Origin of the sequence: Streptomyces sp. NPDC048590, from assembly GCF_043199535.1 — a bacterium.
In the GTDB taxonomy this organism is placed as follows: Bacteria; Actinomycetota; Actinomycetes; order Streptomycetales; family Streptomycetaceae; genus Streptomyces.
The window spans coordinates 768613-783752 of the sequence record NZ_JBICWC010000001.1 but is presented as its reverse complement, the minus strand read 5'-3'; the positions used below and the strand labels follow the sequence as shown (position 1 = coordinate 783752).

The following is a 15140-nucleotide window of genomic DNA, read 5'->3' as shown; positions in this document are numbered from 1 at the left end:
GCGTCAGACCGACTGTCCGTTGTCAGAGGGTGGCAGCACTCAGCACGGTCAGGACGACAGAGGCCATGGCGAGGACCATCGCCGGAGACGCGCCCTTGCGGTCGCCGACGCGCAGGTGGAAGGCAACCGCCCCAGCGAAATAGAGCGTCAGCCCGATCGCGGCGGCGATTCCGACGGGTACCCACCAGAGTCCGGCGATCGCACCGGCCGCGCCCGCGACCTGAGCGCCGATCAGGAAAGCCATCATGCTCTGCGGCACTCCGAGGGTGGACATCTGCTCGGTGATGTGCCGCGTCCGCAGAGACTTGGCTCCAGCCGATACCAGAAGAAGCGCCGACATGAACACGGTGACGACGACAAGAGAGACGAACATGGGTGAAACCTCAATCGTGCGAGATACGAGTAAGGGGGCGTGCGCACCTCGACGACGATAGGCAACCGTCAGGTACCTCCAGGTAACCTTCGGGGCATGAGCCTGCGACCCGGAGTTGCCTTCCTCGCCGACTGTCCCGCTCTCCTGGCCATGGAGATCATCGCCAGCAAGTGGTCCATGGTCACCCTCTTCGCGCTGACCGACGGCCCGTTGCGCCACGGCGAGCTGGTCGAGCTGAGCGGTGGCATTTCGCGCAAGGTACTGACCCAGACGTTGCGCCGGCTCCAAGCCAACGGGCTCATCGAGCGGTACGCGTACGCCGAAGCGCCGCCGCGCGTGGAGTACGGACTGACCGATCTCGGGCGAACCCTGGAGGAGCCCATCAGAATGCTCACAGCATGGGCGCGGGAGAACGGCGAGGCGATCGTCAATTTCCGGGAAACAGCCGAGGCGGCCAGGACCATCGAGGCGCATCAGACGAACCCGGTGAAGATCCCACGTATTGATGAGAACCCGAGCCGTTTCTGATCAATAGGTTGGAGCCGTGCTCTCGAACAAACACGCCTCCGGCCTGGGGCGCCACTTCACGACCTACCTGGGCCGCGACTGTCGCCCGGGGCGCGGGTGTATGCCGCAGTCCGGCGCTCGCGAAGCAGTAACGGGTCGGGCGCGGTCCCACTCCTCCCCGGTGGCGAGTTCGTACGCCTGACACGGCACGTACAGCAGCAACCGCGACTATGGCACGTGGCGAGCAATCTGCCGCGAACGCGGCAGGCTCGGCCGCCAAATGCTCAACCGCCGTAGCCGTGCGGATCGTCGGTGATTCGCGACATCAGTCCGATCGAGTCCTCCATCGGTAGTTCCATCAGTCGTACCGCGCTGCTGTACCGCACCGGCGTTCAGGGCCGCCGGTCGTCCCGCTTAGACTGCGCCCATATGGAAGGAAGCTGCTGCTGGAGCCTCGCTCGACGTCGAGTTCCAGACACCTGTTGATGTGGCGACGCTAGACGAGGCGGAGCGGCGCCTTGACCGAAGCCTGCCGGGACAATTGACAGCACTGCTGCCGGAGACCAATGGGGTAGTCGACGAGTACGGGACCGACATCGTCTGGTCACTGGATCGGATCGTGGAGCAGAATCTGCATTTCTGGTCCCCTGGTGCGTTCCCGGGCCTGTACATGCCCTTCAATCCACTGCTGTTCTTTGGCGACAACGGCGGCGGCGACCAGTTCGCCTTCGTGCTCACGCCCGATCGTCCGGACATCTTTGTCTGGGATCACGAGAGTGACAGTCGACTGTGGGCTGCGAGGGAACTGGCAGACTACCTGCACCGCTCTCTCGCGGGAGAGGGCGATTGGTATCGGTAGCCATCTGAAGACCTGCCGATTTCTACGTCCCTGGTTCGGAATACCGCGTACACGGACTACGCCTGAGCTGCACGGTTGCTGACCCTGGCAGATGTGGGCGGTACGCCCAGGTCCCAATGGTTCCACGCGTGCTCTGTCCGATCGGGCATGCGAGGGCACGGGCTTTCCTCAGTCGTCTTCGCCGTATCTGGGAGCCGGTGACCAGAAGTCCGGCAACTCATCGCTGGGCCGGCCCGTGACGACGCGAGGGTATCGGTGATGCCACCACCTACCGCGCCGATGATCACCGAGGGCAGCTTCCGGCGACGCATCTGGCACGAGGCCTCTCCCTCGTCCTGCGGATGAGGAACGAACAAGGCCCAGGCTCCCGGTTCAATACCGGTGGCCTGGGCCTTCGCCGTACTTCCTGCTGGTGGGCGCGGACGGTTTCGAACCGCCGACATCTGCTTTGTAAGAGCAGCGCTCTACCCCTGAGCTACGCACCCGTGGATGAGGCAACAGGTTACATGGCCCCTGGCCCCTGACCGCAATCCGGTTGTCGGCCCCGCGTCGCCCTGTGCGCGTGGCGCCCGAACCGGGCGGGCGACAGCGGGCAGGGGTTCCGGGTTGCGGGGGATATCCCCACCCCGGGACGGTAGCCGTCCGGATCCCCCCGGGGTACGCGGGTGAATACGGTGGTGCCACATCGGCAGCGCTCTCAGGGGGACTCGACACCATGACGACGACCATCCGCACACGACGCACCACCGCTCTCGTGGCGACGGCCGGCACGGTCCTGCTCGCCGGCGCGCTCAGCGGATGCGGGAGCGCGGACGCGGAGGGGGCCCCCGCCGAGCACAGGTCGTTCGCGTTCGGTGGGAAGGCGCTGACGATCGACGCGAGGAACTCGGCCCTGGATCTCGTACCCGCCGACGTGGAACGGATCGAGGTGACGCGCCGGGTCGACGGCTGGGTGGTGCTGGGCAGTGGGCCCGACCCTGTCTGGAGGCTGGACGGGGACACGCTGCGGCTCGAGGTGAAGTGCCGGGCGATGATCAGCAACTGCGAGGCCCGCCACGAGGTGAAGGTCCCCCGCGGGATCTCGCTGACCGTGGAGGGGGGCGACGGGGACGTCTCGGCGGCGGGCTTCACCACGGCGCTGAGGATCGAGGCCGACAACGGGGCCGTCCACGTACGTGACGTCGCCGGATCTCTGAATCTTCAGGCGGACAACGGCACGATCGACGCCGACCGGGTCTCGGGGGCGTCCGTCGTCGCCCGTGCGGACAACGGATCGATCGCGCTCGGCTTCTCCCGGGTGCCCGACCTGGTGGACACGATCAGTGACAACGGGAGCGTCCGCGTGGACCTGCCGGCGGGGAGCGCCGCGTACGCGGTCTCCGCACAGGCCGACAACGGTGACGTCTCTGTCGATGTGCCACGTAGCGAGAGCAGCGGGCACGTGGTGAAGGCTCGCAGCGACAACGGGGAAGTCACCGTCCGAAGAGCGAACTAACGGGCCCGTGTGTTCGTCCTAACTGGTGGGAGAATGACCGGGCAGGGCGAATCGGCACGGGAGAGGGATGTGACGGCGACACACACGCGGCCGCAGGCGAAAGCGAGTGTTGGTCCGGCTGTCAAGGACGTCCTGGCGCTGATGCTGCTGCCTGTCCCGCTGGCGCTCTCCGCCTTGCCGGGTGCCTTCGCCGGCGGGGGTACGCGCCGCTGGTTCGGAGGGCGTGGGGAGAACCATCGGGCCGACGCCCAGGCGGCCAAGGACGCCGCGGCCGCCGCGTTCTACGAGTTGGACACCGCCCAGCGCGATCTGCGGATCTCGATCGAGACGATCACCGCCGTGGACAGTTCGCCGCGCGCCCGCAAGGCCGCCGAGGACTTCGAGGTTCTCGGGCGGCGGATCGACGACGTCAGCCACCTGTACATCACCGCGGTGGACGCACACGACCTGGACCGGGACGATCTGGAGCCCTCGGCCGCGACCGAGGCCCGGACCCAGCTGACCCGGGCCAAGGACGACCTGGTGCGGGTCAAGGGTGAGCTCGACCGGTTCGCCCATGGGCTGGGCACGCTGCTCAGCAGCGCGGAGACCCAGCTCGCCCGGCTCGCTCCCGCCGTGGAGCGGGCCCGTCAGGCCTTGCTCGCCGCGAGCAACGCTCTGGACTCGGTGCGCGCGTCCGGGCTGCGGGCGGATGATCTGGCCGCACGGCTCGCCGCGCTCGCCCCTGAGCTCACCAAGCTCAACCAGGGCGCTGGTCAGCACGGTGTGGCTGAGACGCTGCAACGCGCTGACCAGGTGCTTCGCGGGGCAGAGGCGGTGCGTTCGGAGGCCGAGCGGCTTCCGGAACGGGCTGCGGAGATCGACCGCAGGCTGGTGTCGCTGCGTACCAGGGCGCAGGCGCTGACGACACGCTCCGGGCAGGTGGAGCCGGTGCTCAGCGAGCTGCGGCGGCGTTTCTCGGCCGCCTGCTGGCAGGATCTGCAGTCGGTTCCCGAGCAGGCGGTCGTCAACGTCCGGCAGGCGGAGGCGAAGCTCGCCGAGGCCGCCGAGGCACGCTCCGAGCAGCGCTGGCCCGATGCGACGTCCCGGCTGAGTACGGTCCGGGCGCTGCTCAACGCGACCGATGAGGCGGTGTCCGCCGCCGGTGACCGGCTGCGGCAGCTCGACGCGGTGGCGAAGACTCCGCAGACGGAGATCGACCGCACACGCTTCGCGATCCGTGACGCGCAGCGTCTCGCGATGGCGGGCCGCAACACGCCGGATCCCCGCCACGCCCGTCCGCTGGACGATGCCGTGGCGAGGCTGGACCGCGCGATCGCGGGGCTCGACGGGCGTCACCCCGACTACTGGCACTTCCTCACGGAGACGGCGGCCGTCCGGGAGACGGCGACGCGGGTCGTCTCGGACATCCGCGAGGAGCGGGGAGCCGGCGCCTGAGCCGGACCCTCCCAGGGCGTAGGAGCCCGGCTCATGGAAGCCCGGGGCGCAGGCATAGAGCCCGGGGCGTCGCGGCCAGGGCCTCATGGCCGCCACGGCCCCGCACGCCCCGGTGGCGCGCAGGGGCCGTCCGGCCCGTCCCGCCACGCCTCCCGCACGCCACGGCCCCGCACGCCCCGGTCCCGTCCGCCATGAGTTGTACCTGGCCGCGACCGGACCGATGCTGGAACTACCCCGGCGGATGCCGCCGGGGCGTCCCTGGCCGTACGCGGCCGAAGGAGGCCGTCATGGCCACACATGTCCTGCATTCCCCGGGCCGGCACCAGAAGCACCGGAAGTCCGCTCCGGACGAGACCACGCGGCGGGGCACCAGACGCCGTGGGACCACCAAACTGGACGAGCACCTTCCGGTCGACCACCGGCTCAGCAAGGTCTACCGGGTGGGGGCGGGCCTGATGGGCCTGATGCTCGTCGCCTTCGGGATCCTGGGGCTCATCGACCGTATCGGGATCTTCGACACCGGCGGTGACACGGTGGCGGGCCTCAACACCAACGGCGCCCTGAGCATCCTGTCCATCTGTGTCGGAGGGCTGCTCTTCGTCGGCATGGTCATCGGCGGGAACTTCGCCTCGACCCTCAACATGGTCCTCGGAATCGTCTTCATCCTCAGCGGCTTCGTGAATCTGGCCCTGCTGGACACCGGCCTGAACTTCCTCGCCTTCCACATGCAGAACGTGCTGTTCAGCTTCGTGGCGGGACTGCTGCTGATGTTGTTCGGGATGTACGGGCGGGTCAGCGGCGGGCTCCCGCACGACAATCCCTACTGGCGTGCCCGCCACCCCGAGGAGGTCGCCCGGGAGGAGCGCGGCGAGCGTCCGACGATGCCCGGGGTCACGCGGGGGCAGAGGCTCTAATCTGGGGCCATGCCCCGTTACGAGTACCGCTGCCGCCCCTGTGGCGAGACGTTCGAGCTCAGCCGGCCCATGGCCGAGTCGTCCGACCCCGCCTCCTGCCCCGCCGGGCACGAGGACACCGTGAAGCTGCTCTCCGCCGTGGCGGTGGGCGGCTCGGCGTCGGGCGGCGGCTCCCCTGCGCCTGCCGGAGGCGGGTGCTGCGGTGGCGGCTGCTGCGGCTGACCGAAGGCTCGGCTGCCCCAGGTGTGCCGGGGCCTCAGCTCCGGCGGCGTGACAGCGTCAGCCCGTCCGACACGGTGAGCAGCACGCTCTCCATCCGGGGGTCGGCGGCCACATGGTCGTTGAACCCCCTGATGGCCGCCGTAGCCCCGGTGCCCAGCGGGTCGGTGACCGTGCCGTGGAACAGGGTGTTGTCGGTGACGACGAGCCCGCCCGGGCGCATCCTGGGGACCAGTTGCTCCCAGTACGCGATGTAGTTCTCCTTGTCCGCGTCCAGGTAGGCGAGGTCGATGTGCGGTTCGGCAGGCATCGCGCGCAGGGTGTCCAGCGCGGGTGCGATCCGCAGGTCGATGCGGTCGGCGACGCCCGCCTTCTCCCATGCGGCGCGGCCGTACGCGGTCCACTCCTCGGAGACGTCGCAGGCGATCAGCACCCCGTCCTCGGGGAGTGCCTGGGCCATGGACAGCGCCGAGAAGCCGGTGAACGTGCCGACCTCGACGATGTGGCGCGCCCCGGTCAACCGGACGAGGAAGGCGAGGAGCGGGCCCTGTTCCTCGGCGGACTGCATGCCCGCGTGACCGGGGAGTTCCGCGTACGTGGTCTCCACGAGCTCACGTTGCACGGAGTCGAGCGGCGGGTTGTGCGCCAGGGTGTACGCGTACAGCTCGTCGGTGATCCTGGTGGTGTTGCCCTTGGTCATACGGGTCCTCCCGGGAGTCGGCGGGGCGTCCAGCTTGCCGAAGATCGTGCGCGAACGCTCAGCGACCCGCCCGCCCGGTTCCGGCGGCGCGCAGGAAGCGGCGGAGGATCTCCTCCCCCGCGGCGGCGCCCTTCTCCCTGAGGGGCTCCGTGCCGGGCGCGCCCCATCCGCAGTCGGCCAGTTCGCCGTGGCCGGGGCGCCAGGCCTTGTCGGCGGCAAGCAGGAGGTCGGCGTCGAGGAGCGAATCCCCCGCGGCGAGCGTCAGGCCGGCACCGCAGCGGTCGGCGACCTCGCGCATCGCGGCGCTCTTGGTGAGCGGCTTGGGCACGGCGTAGATCTTCCGGCCCTGGAGTGAGACGGTCCAGCCCCGGGGGTCCGCCCAGGCGGTCAGTTCCTTCACCCAGCCTTCCGGGAGGGCGCCGCGGTCGACGACGAGGTAGGCGAAGAGGTCCTCGGCGACCCGCTCCTTGAGCAGCCAGGAGGGGTGGCTCGCGGCCATGAGGTGTGCGCGCACCTCGGCGAGCGAGGCGCACTGGTCGGCGATCCGGCCGGTGACCCGCGCGTGCCAATCCGGGTCGGAGACTCCGTCGACGAGGAGGTGTCCGCCGTTGGCGCAGATGGCGTACCTGGGCGCCGGGCCGGGCAGGTGGATACGGCCGTACTGCTCCCGGGTCCGCGTGGTGGTCGGGACGAAGACGGTGGTGCGGGCCAGTTCGTCGAGGAGCGAGGCGGCGGTCTCGGTCATGTAGCTGAGGGGTGCCCGGCCGTACACCTCGACGCAGAGCAGGCGCGGGGCCTGTTCGTCCGGCATCGTCAGCTGGAGGGACGCGGCCGAGTAGATGAGCGTGCGGTCCAGGTCGCTGGCCACCAGCGTCACCGGGCCGTCCGCTGCGGGGCCGGTGTGCGTGTTCAGGGTGTCGCTCACTTCGCCGTCACCGCCGTACCGTCGGCGCCGGTGGCGCCGCGCGTGTACTTCGGGTGGATCAACCCGACGCAGGTGTAGGGGAGTTCGTCGACCTCCTCGACCGGTACGCCGCGCTGCTCGGCGAGCAGCCGTACGTGGTCGAGGTCGGCCCCGGCGCCACGCTTGGCGAGGATCTTCCAGGGGACGCGGCGCAGCAGCACCCTGGTCGTCTCGCCCACTCCGGGCTTGACCAGGTTCACGTCGTGGATGCCGTACTCCTCGCTGATGCGCTCGACGGCGGCCCAGCCTTCCCAGGTGGGGGCGCGGTCCGCGGCGAGCAGTTCCTTCACCTCGGCGTCCACGGCGCCCGCGACCTCGTCGAACCGGGCGGCGACGGTGTCGAGAAAGAGCTCCGAGACATCGGTGCCGGCGAGTTCACGGTAGAACTTCGCGCCGTGGAAGTCGGTCGGGCCGACCAGGTCCGCCCGCAACACGGTACGGGAGATCAGGCCGGACACCGTGGAGTTGAGGCAGGCGGACGGGATGAGGAAGTCCTCGCGGGTGCCGTAGGTCCGTACGCAGCCTCCGGGGTCGGCCAGTACGGCGATCTCCGGGTCGAATCCGTCGAACTCCGCCAGTGCGGCGGCGAGTTCGCGGGTGATGGCGCCCTTTCCGGTCCAGCCGTCGACGAAGACGACGTCCGCCGGGTCGTGGTGCGCGGCGAGCCAGCGCAGGGCGTTGGCGTCGATACCGCGGCCCCGGACGATGGAGACCGCGTAGTGGGGCAGGTCGATGCCGTGCCGGTGCTGCGCCCAGCGGCGCATGAGGACTCCGACGGGGGTGCCGGCCCTGGCGAGGGAGACCAGGACGGGGCGGTGGACGCTCCCCCCGTCCCCGGCTGGCCGGGACCGCTCGGCGAGGACGGTCTCGGTGACGGTCCCGACGGCGCGGGCGATGCGGGCCGCCGAGGCCTCCAGGGCCGCCTTGAACAGCTCCTGGTACTGCGGGCTGGGCTGGTACTCGACGGGCAGCGACTCGGCGTAGTGCGCGCCGCCGCTCTGGATGGCCTCCTCGCGCTCCTCGGTGGGCGCCTCCAGAGGTGTGTCCGAGAGGTCCTGGAGCAGCCAGCCGACGTCGTCCGCCGCGTAGGAGGAGAAGGCGGGGCCGCGGAGGGGTTCGGGCAGCATGGCTTCTTCCTGCCTGTCGAAGGACGGTGCCGCGGTGGCGGCCGGCTCGGGGACCTTGGCCGGGGCCGGGGCGGTTCCGCGGGCGGCCGGTGACGGGACGTACGACGGGACGACCGCGAGCAGGACCTGGCCGGTGTGCCGGGCGAGTTGTGCCAGCAGCCCGTCGGGGGCGTGCAGTGCGGGGGTGTCGGCGGTGGAGTCGACGACGGCGACGACGGCGTCGAAGCCCGCACCGGCGACGTTGTAGGCGAAGCGGTCGCCCGGCCCGTCCGCGGGTGTGTCGTGCGCGGGGAAGACCAGACGGCTCCGTATCGCGTAGCCGGGGTCGTCGACGGCGAGCACGGGTGAGCGGGTGGTCGTCGAGTAGCGGACCTCGGCGGTGGTGGCGTCCTCCAGTGCGGTGGCCAGCCTCAGCGGCGCGTACATCAGCTCCTCGAAGCCGAGTACGAGCACCTTGCGGGCGTCGTCGTCCAGCACGCCGGCGACGCGGGCCGCCATGGCCGGGAGGGCCGCTTCCAGAGCCGCGCGGTGGGTGGGGGTGAAGCCGTGGCGCCCTCCGTCGGGCACGCCGGCCGGCCAGTCGAGCGGGACGCGGAGGGGGGCGGCGGGCGCGCCGGTTCCGCCGCGCGGGTGGTCCACGCCGGGCGCCGTGTCCGCGTCGTGCTCGGCGACCAGTTCCAGGCCCTTGTCCAGTACGCCGTCCGGCAGGCGCACGGTGCCGCGGGCCCTCGCCACCAGGTCGACGCGGGCGCCGATCTCCCGCGCGAAGTCGGCGAGACGCCCCTGGTCGGCCTCGGACCGCATGTCGACCAGGGCGACGATGACGTACCGGCCGCGGGGGTAGCGCGCGTGGAGCGCCCGGATGGTGTTAAGGACCGTGTTGCCGGTGGAGAACTCGTCGTCGACCAGGACCAGCGGCGCGTCGCCCTGACCCGCGTCGAGCAGACCGGGGTCCTCGGGCAGCAGCAGATGGGAGGTGGCGTGCGAGTGCGCCTCCTCGAACCCGCCCGCCTGGGCGACACCGGCCACCGGGCGCCGGGTGGAGTGGAGGTACGGGGCCACCCCCAGCCCGTCGGCGACCGCGTGACCGAGGCCCGTCGCCGTCTCCGCGTAGCCGAGGACGACCGCGCGGCGGGCGTCCGCCTCGCCCAGCAGGTTCCTTACCCGCTCGCCCAGCTCGAAGCCCACACCGTGGACGACCGAAGGCCGCTGGGGCACGTGCTTGCCCAGGACGTTCGACACGAGCAGGTGAGCCCGCTTGGGGTTCCGGCGCAGGGCCAGGCCCAGCAGTTCCCGGAGTTCACCGTCACCGACGAGCTCGACCCCGAGCCGCGCGGCGACCCAGTCACCCGACCACTCCACGTCCTCTGCCTCTTCTTCCCGTATGCGCTCGTGAGCCCGTATGCGCTCGTGAGCGGCTGTGCGCTGGTGACCGTGCGCCCGTATGCGCTCGTGGCCGTGTTCTCGTCCGTGCTCGTCCGTGCGCCGGTGACCGTGTTCCCGCCCGTGCTCGCCCATGCGCCCGCTCAGTCCGTCACACCGGCGGCGAGGAGCTCCACGAAGCCGACGTCCTCACGGGCGACCCCGAAGACCTCGGCCCGTTGGAGGGTCCGTTCGGCCCAGGCCCGGTGCGGCTTCACCTCGTTCATCTTGTTCGTGTAGGCGGAGCGCAGCACTCCGCCACCGCCCCGCTCCGGCCTCAGGATGTCCTGGGCGTCGCTGTACTCCTCGTGGCTGACGACCGAAAGGGCGTGCACGGGCAGCACGTGGGAGGGGTGGATGCAGGTCTTGCCGAGCAGCCCGTTCGCGCGGTCGAGCTCGATCTCGCGCAGCAGCCCGTCGAGGTCGTGTTCGATGAGCGTGGTGCGCAGTTCCTCCGCCTGCCCCGCGAAGGGGCTGCGGCGCAGCTGGGGCTTGAACATCCGCTCCTGGAGACGGAAGTACTCCCATACCGGCCCGGTGATGGTGAAGCCGGTGCCGTCGGCCCGTCCCAGCATGTTCACGACGTCGCCGATGACCGCGCCGACGATCTGGACGTCGTAGGCGGTCATGTCCGGCGCCCGGCGCAGACCGTATGCCGAGCAGAAGTCGGTGACCCCGAGCCGCAGCGCGAGGATCCGGTCGCGGTACTTGTCGACGGTGCGGGCGATCCCGCGGAGGGTGTCGCCCCTGGTCTCCAGGTGCAGCAGCTCGGGGGATTCCAGGACGGGCATGGCGAAGAGGCGGTGGCCGCTGACCGCCTCGGCGGCGGTGAGGGCCTCCAGGAAGAGCTCGCCGCGCTCTTCCGTGAATTTCGGAAGTACGAAACCGGACAACAATCGGACGGAGGTTCCGAGCCGCCGGGTGAGATCGGAGATCTGCTCCGGTTCGCGGACCCTGATGAAGAGCAGCGGCACGTCGGCGGCGCGCTCGTCGAGGTCGGCGAACTGCCTCACCAGGTTGGCCTCGGCGCCGACGACTTCGGCGTCGTCGATGGAATCCTCCAGGCAGAGCACCATGGAGACGACTCCGAGCCGGGCCTGTTTGATCACGTCGTCCGCGAGCCTCGGCCTCGTCGCGGGGCTGTAGAGCGTCGCTCCCAGGGCCGCGGACAGCACCTGGGCGGAGGAGCCTGCGTCGAATTCGCAGGGCTCCCTGAAGAAGAGGTTCTCCCGGACAGCGGGCGGGATGTGCCCGAAATGACGCATGTGATTCCCCCGTACTGCCATAGAGACCGGACAAACGTATGGCCGGTAATAGTACGTTCGGACGGGTGTCGCCGGTTCCCTTGCCATATGAACTTCGGGTGTCCCCGGTGTATCCGCCACCTCGCGCGGCGCGCCTGCGTGCCCCGCGCTCGTGACGACTGGCCTACTGGTCCGCACCCCCGCGTTGTCCGGACACCCCTCCAACAGGCAGGATGACCGCCATGACGCACGCGATGCTGAAGGGCTCGAACGTCCCGCTGGACGCCACGGCGGTACGAGCCGTGCTGCGCTGGACCCCGGGCGCCGGTGTCCCTGACGTGGACGCCTCCGCCCTGCTGGTCGGGCCCGACGGACGGGTGCGTGACGACGAGGACTTCGTCTTCTACAACCAGCCCCGGCACCCCTCCGGTCTCGTGCGGCGCCTGCCCAAGCGGAGCGCGCCCGAGGGGCTCACGGACACCATCGAGGCGGACCTCTCCGCGCTCGACCCCTCCGTGGACCAGGTCGTCATCGCCGCGTCCTGCGACGAGGCGCCGTTCGAGCGGGTGACGGACCTGCGGATATCGCTGTACGACGCGGCAGCCGCCGACGGCGAGCCGATCGCCGTGTTCGACGTCCGGGCGGAGACCGGCGAGGAGACCGCCATCATCTGCGGTGAGCTCTACCGGCGCGGCGACGGGTGGAAGTTCCGGGCCGTGGCCCAGGGCTACCCGACGGGGCTCGTGGGGCTGGCCACCGCTTTCGGGATCTCCGTGGACGAGGCCGAGGCGGCCTCGGAGCCGGGGCCCCCGGCCGAGACCGGCACCGCCGCCGCGTCCGTTCCGCCTGCCCCGGAGGCGCCGGCCCCCGACTCCCAGGCCACGGTCCAGCACCAGCAGCCCTCCTACGGCTACCCGCAGCCTTCCGTGGCGCCCCAGCCGGGGTACGGGTATCCGCAGCCCTCCTCGGCGCCCCAGCCGGCGTACGGCTACCCGCAGCCCTCCTCGGCGCCGCAGCCCGCGTACGGCTACCCGCAGCCGGCCGCCCAGCCCTCCTACGGCTACCCGCAGCCGGCGCCGGCGGCCGCGCACGCGGCGGACCCGAACTTCGTGCTTCCCCCTCAGGGCCCGCAGTTCATCCGGTCGTGAACCGGTGGCGCGGCAGCCCGTCGCGGTGCGCACTCAGGCCCGCGTCTTGTAGCCGCGTCCCCACTGCATACCGAAGCCGTACATCCGGTCCAGTTCCGACTGGAAGCCGTAGACGAATTTCACCTCGCGCCGCACGATCAGCTCGCCCTTGACGTTCTCCACCGTGAACACGGCGCAGGAGCGGGCCTGCGGCGCGCGTTCGTCCAGCTCGATCTCGATGCGCGGGCCGTTCCCCGGGTAGAGCGTGACCATGGCGTGCGTGCGGTCGAAGGCCGGGGTCTGGTCGTAGATGTAGACGAAGAACAGCAGTCGCTTGAGCTCGTCGCGCTTGTCCAGGTTCACGTAGACGGTCTCGCCCGACGGGGCTCCGAAGCGGTCGTCCCCACTGAGCCTGATGTAGGGCGGTGCGTTCAGGTCGCCGATGAGGTTGCCCAGGGGCTGGACCACGCCCTTGGTCCCGTCCTGCAGCTCGTACATGCAGCCCAGGTCCAGGTCGACGTTGACCATGCCCTGGGTGTGGGCCTGGACCACGTCGGGCTGGAAGAGCTTCATCGGACGCCGCAGCCGCCCGCTCTGCCGTGACCTGCCCCCGATGTCCGACGTACGCATCCGCCACGACAGGTTGACGCGCAGGTTGCCGGACAGGGCGCCCTGCTTGTTCAGCGAGACCGTGGCGTTGCGCCTGGAGAGCACGATCGAGTTCGTGGCGGAGTTGCCCGACTCGAACTGCGACGCCCGCCGCGGAAAGAGCCCGTCCCAGAACGCCATCCCAACCCCCCACACATCATCGGTGTCCGTCCGGCCCTCGGCACGCGACGGCCCCTCCACTCCCCGTACGTCACTGCGGGGCGGCCTCCGGGCCGGGTCCGGGTCTTCCCGGAGAACCGCCGCCGTGGGCCGCCCCGCAGAGAGAGCGTTCCTCAATCCCTACCGGGTCACACCCCGGAGGTGACTTCCGCCTTGGAATCCGGGCCGCCGCCGTCGCCGCCGGCCGCCTCGATCCGCTTGTTGCGCCGGACCGAGGACCAGAAGGACCAGCCGATCAGCACGACCCCGACCAGACCGGTGATGATCTCGTTGATCTCGTACTGGATGGTGACGATCAGGATGACGGCCAGGGCGCCGATCGCGTAGTGGGCGCCGTGCTCGAGGTAGACGTAGTCGTCGAGCGTGCCCTGACGGACCAGGTAGACCGTGAGCGAACGTACGTACATCGCGCCGATGCCGAGGCCGAGCGCCATCAGCACGATCTCGTTGGTGATGGCGAAGGCGCCGATGACACCGTCGAACGAGAAGGACGCGTCGAGGACCTCGAGGTAGAGGAACATGAAGAACGCGGCCTTGCCCGCGAGGAGGACACCCGAGACCGGCTTGCCGGCCTTCCTGGCCTCTTCCTCGGCCTCCTGCTCGCGCTCCTCCTCCTCTTCGAGCTTGTTCTCGAAGAATCCGGAGAGACCACCGACGACGAGGTAGGTGATCAGACCGGCGATGCCGGAGAGCATGACGGTCGACGCCTTGTCGGCGTGCCCGCCCCCGTGCTGATGGGCGTGGGTGGCGACGGTCATGGCCGCGATCATCAGGACGATGAGCGCGACGCAGACCGACAGCATGTCGACCTTGCCGAGCTTGGCGAGCGGGCGCTCGATCCAGCGCAGCCACTGGATGTCACGGTCCTCGAAGATGAAGTCGAGGAAGATCATGAGAAGGAACATGCCACCGAAGGCGGCGATCGACGGATGGGCGTCCGTCACGAGTTCCTTGTAGCGGTCCGGGTCGTTGAACGAGAGGTCGATCGCCTCGATCGGCCCCAGTTGAGCGCTGATGGCCACGATCACGACGGGGAACACCAGCCGCATACCGAAGACCGCGATGATCACGCCGATGGTGAGGAAGATCTTCTGCCAGAAGGCATTCATCTTCTTCAGGATCCCGGCGTTGATCACCGCATTGTCGAAGGACAGCGAGATCTCCAGGACCGACAGGATCGCGACGATGCCGAATGCCTGCCACCCCCCGTAGAACACCGCTGCGACCAGGCCGAGCGCGGTTACCGCGAACGACCAGCCGAAGGTTTTCAGAAGCACTGGCTACCCCATCGTGTAAGTAACGGGTCTCCCCCGTGGTGTCGGGGCTCCCCCGCGCCGTGCGCGGCTTTACGAAACGTTGACCCCGAAGTCTAGAGCGATGCCCCGGAGCCCTGACGCGTACCCCTGTCCCACTGCACGGAATTTCCACTCGCCGCCGTACCGGTAGAGCTCACCGAAGATCATCGCCGTCTCCGTGGACGCGTCCTCGCTGAGGTCGTACCGAGCGAGTTCCTGCCCGTCCGCCTGGTTCACCACACGGATGAAGGCATTGCTGACCTGTCCGAAAGTCTGTCCACGGTTGTCGGCCTCATGGATCGAGACCGGGAAGATGATCTTGTCGCAGTGCGCGGGCACCTGCGTGAGGTTCACGATGACGGACTCGTCGTCGCCGTCACCCTCACCCGTGAGGTTGTCCCCGGTGTGCTCCACGGAGCCGTCGGGGCTGGTGAGGTTGTTGTAGAACACGAACCACTCGTCTCCGAGAACCCGGCCCGACTGGCACAGCAGCGCGCTGGCGTCGAGGTCGAAGTCGGCCCCCGTCGTGGATCGTGCGTCCCAGCCGAGCCCGACCAGCACCTGCGTCAGATTGGGTGCGGCCTTGGAGAGGGAGACATTGCCTCCCTTGGCGAGCGTGACGCCCATGG

The 15140-nt window shown here is 69.8% G+C and carries 15 protein-coding genes and 1 tRNA gene; 7 read left to right on the top strand and 9 right to left on the bottom strand.

Features of this window, described 5'->3' with window-relative positions; genetic code table 11:
- Positions 1-22: 22 nt before the first annotated feature.
- The gene (locus ACGFNN_RS03345) at positions 23-373 is read right to left on the bottom strand and encodes a DoxX family protein (RefSeq protein ID WP_393552377.1); all 351 of its coding nucleotides are present in this window, start codon (positions 371-373) and stop codon (positions 23-25) included.
- A gap of 96 nt (positions 374-469) precedes the next feature.
- On the opposite strand from ACGFNN_RS03345, the gene ACGFNN_RS03340 reads away from it, so the two are divergent.
- Both ACGFNN_RS03340 and ACGFNN_RS03335 read left to right on the top strand, forming a co-directional pair.
- Positions 470-901: a winged helix-turn-helix transcriptional regulator gene (locus ACGFNN_RS03340; protein ID WP_393552374.1), complete on the top strand. Its 432-nt coding sequence runs from the start codon at positions 470-472 to the stop codon at positions 899-901.
- Positions 902-1367: 466 nt separating this feature from the next.
- Entirely contained in the window at positions 1368-1739 is a 372-nt protein-coding gene (locus tag ACGFNN_RS03335) for an SMI1/KNR4 family protein (RefSeq protein WP_393552371.1), read from the top strand.
- A 410-nt stretch (positions 1740-2149) separates the two neighbouring features.
- On the opposite strand, the gene ACGFNN_RS03330 is transcribed toward ACGFNN_RS03335, so the two are convergent.
- Positions 2150-2224 (bottom strand) — tRNA-Val (locus ACGFNN_RS03330).
- 230 nt (positions 2225-2454) lie between these two features.
- Between ACGFNN_RS03330 and ACGFNN_RS03325 the strand changes: the two genes are divergently transcribed.
- The 4 genes from ACGFNN_RS03325 (at position 2455) to ACGFNN_RS03310 (ending at position 5807) form a co-directional block, all read left to right on the top strand.
- Positions 2455-3234 (top strand): DUF4097 family beta strand repeat-containing protein, encoded by a 780-nt coding sequence (locus ACGFNN_RS03325; RefSeq protein WP_393552368.1) that lies wholly within the window; start codon positions 2455-2457, stop codon positions 3232-3234.
- Between the two features lie 69 nt (positions 3235-3303).
- The gene (locus ACGFNN_RS03320) at positions 3304-4671 is read left to right on the top strand and encodes a hypothetical protein (protein ID WP_393552365.1); all 1368 of its coding nucleotides are present in this window, start codon (positions 3304-3306) and stop codon (positions 4669-4671) included.
- 287 nt (positions 4672-4958) lie between these two features.
- A complete protein-coding gene (locus tag ACGFNN_RS03315) occupies positions 4959-5585 on the top strand; it encodes a DUF4383 domain-containing protein (RefSeq protein ID WP_393552362.1) in 627 nt (208 codons plus the stop codon).
- 9 nt (positions 5586-5594) lie between these two features.
- The gene (locus ACGFNN_RS03310) at positions 5595-5807 is read left to right on the top strand and encodes a zinc ribbon domain-containing protein (RefSeq protein WP_393552359.1); all 213 of its coding nucleotides are present in this window, start codon (positions 5595-5597) and stop codon (positions 5805-5807) included.
- A gap of 34 nt (positions 5808-5841) precedes the next feature.
- Here ACGFNN_RS03310 and ACGFNN_RS03305 read toward each other — a convergent pair whose 3' ends face one another.
- From ACGFNN_RS03305 to ACGFNN_RS03290, 4 genes are all read right to left on the bottom strand, one after another.
- The gene (locus ACGFNN_RS03305) at positions 5842-6504 is read right to left on the bottom strand and encodes an O-methyltransferase (RefSeq protein WP_393552357.1); all 663 of its coding nucleotides are present in this window, start codon (positions 6502-6504) and stop codon (positions 5842-5844) included.
- A gap of 58 nt (positions 6505-6562) precedes the next feature.
- Positions 6563-7417, bottom strand: a complete 855-nt coding sequence (locus tag ACGFNN_RS03300; RefSeq protein ID WP_365095133.1) for an HAD family hydrolase — start codon at positions 7415-7417, stop codon at positions 6563-6565.
- Positions 7418-7425: 8 nt separating this feature from the next.
- Complete coding sequence (locus ACGFNN_RS03295) at positions 7426-9957, bottom strand: phosphoribosyltransferase (protein WP_393552354.1); 2532 nt, start codon at positions 9955-9957, stop codon at positions 7426-7428.
- A gap of 164 nt (positions 9958-10121) precedes the next feature.
- Positions 10122-11282 (bottom strand): HpcH/HpaI aldolase/citrate lyase family protein, encoded by a 1161-nt coding sequence (locus ACGFNN_RS03290; RefSeq protein ID WP_393552351.1) that lies wholly within the window; start codon positions 11280-11282, stop codon positions 10122-10124.
- Positions 11283-11494: 212 nt separating this feature from the next.
- Here ACGFNN_RS03290 and ACGFNN_RS03285 point away from each other — a divergent pair, with 212 nt between their 5' ends.
- Positions 11495-12409, top strand: a complete 915-nt coding sequence (locus ACGFNN_RS03285; protein WP_393552348.1) for a TerD family protein — start codon at positions 11495-11497, stop codon at positions 12407-12409.
- 33 nt (positions 12410-12442) lie between these two features.
- On the opposite strand, the gene ACGFNN_RS03280 is transcribed toward ACGFNN_RS03285, so the two are convergent.
- The 3 genes from ACGFNN_RS03280 to ACGFNN_RS03270 form a co-directional block, all read right to left on the bottom strand.
- Positions 12443-13177, bottom strand: a complete 735-nt coding sequence (locus ACGFNN_RS03280) for a Tellurium resistance (RefSeq protein ID WP_362664935.1) — start codon at positions 13175-13177, stop codon at positions 12443-12445.
- A 167-nt stretch (positions 13178-13344) separates the two neighbouring features.
- Positions 13345-14493 carry a DUF475 domain-containing protein gene (locus ACGFNN_RS03275; protein ID WP_393552345.1) on the bottom strand — a complete coding sequence of 383 codons (1149 nt, stop codon included), beginning with the start codon at positions 14491-14493 and terminating at the stop codon, positions 13345-13347.
- A 69-nt stretch (positions 14494-14562) separates the two neighbouring features.
- Positions 14563-15138, bottom strand: coding sequence for a TerD family protein (locus tag ACGFNN_RS03270; protein WP_362544148.1), 576 nt, complete (start codon positions 15136-15138; stop codon positions 14563-14565).
- Positions 15139-15140 lie beyond the last annotated feature (2 nt).

Coding starts and splice junctions, on each gene's coding strand:
- ACGFNN_RS03345 (WP_393552377.1), bottom strand. CDS start 373: ATGTTCGTCTCTCTTGTCGTCGTCACCGTGTTCATGTCGGCGCTTCTT.
- ACGFNN_RS03340 (WP_393552374.1), top strand. CDS start 470: ATGAGCCTGCGACCCGGAGTTGCCTTCCTCGCCGACTGTCCCGCTCTC.
- ACGFNN_RS03325 (WP_393552368.1), top strand. CDS start 2,455: ATGACGACGACCATCCGCACACGACGCACCACCGCTCTCGTGGCGACG.
- ACGFNN_RS03315 (WP_393552362.1), top strand. CDS start 4,959: ATGGCCACACATGTCCTGCATTCCCCGGGCCGGCACCAGAAGCACCGG.
- ACGFNN_RS03310 (WP_393552359.1), top strand. CDS start 5,595: ATGCCCCGTTACGAGTACCGCTGCCGCCCCTGTGGCGAGACGTTCGAG.
- ACGFNN_RS03305 (WP_393552357.1), bottom strand. CDS start 6,504: ATGACCAAGGGCAACACCACCAGGATCACCGACGAGCTGTACGCGTAC.
- ACGFNN_RS03290 (WP_393552351.1), bottom strand. CDS start 11,282: ATGCGTCATTTCGGGCACATCCCGCCCGCTGTCCGGGAGAACCTCTTC.
- ACGFNN_RS03285 (WP_393552348.1), top strand. CDS start 11,495: ATGACCGCCATGACGCACGCGATGCTGAAGGGCTCGAACGTCCCGCTG.
- ACGFNN_RS03280 (WP_362664935.1), bottom strand. CDS start 13,177: ATGGCGTTCTGGGACGGGCTCTTTCCGCGGCGGGCGTCGCAGTTCGAG.
- ACGFNN_RS03270 (WP_362544148.1), bottom strand. CDS start 15,138: ATGGGCGTCACGCTCGCCAAGGGAGGCAATGTCTCCCTCTCCAAGGCC.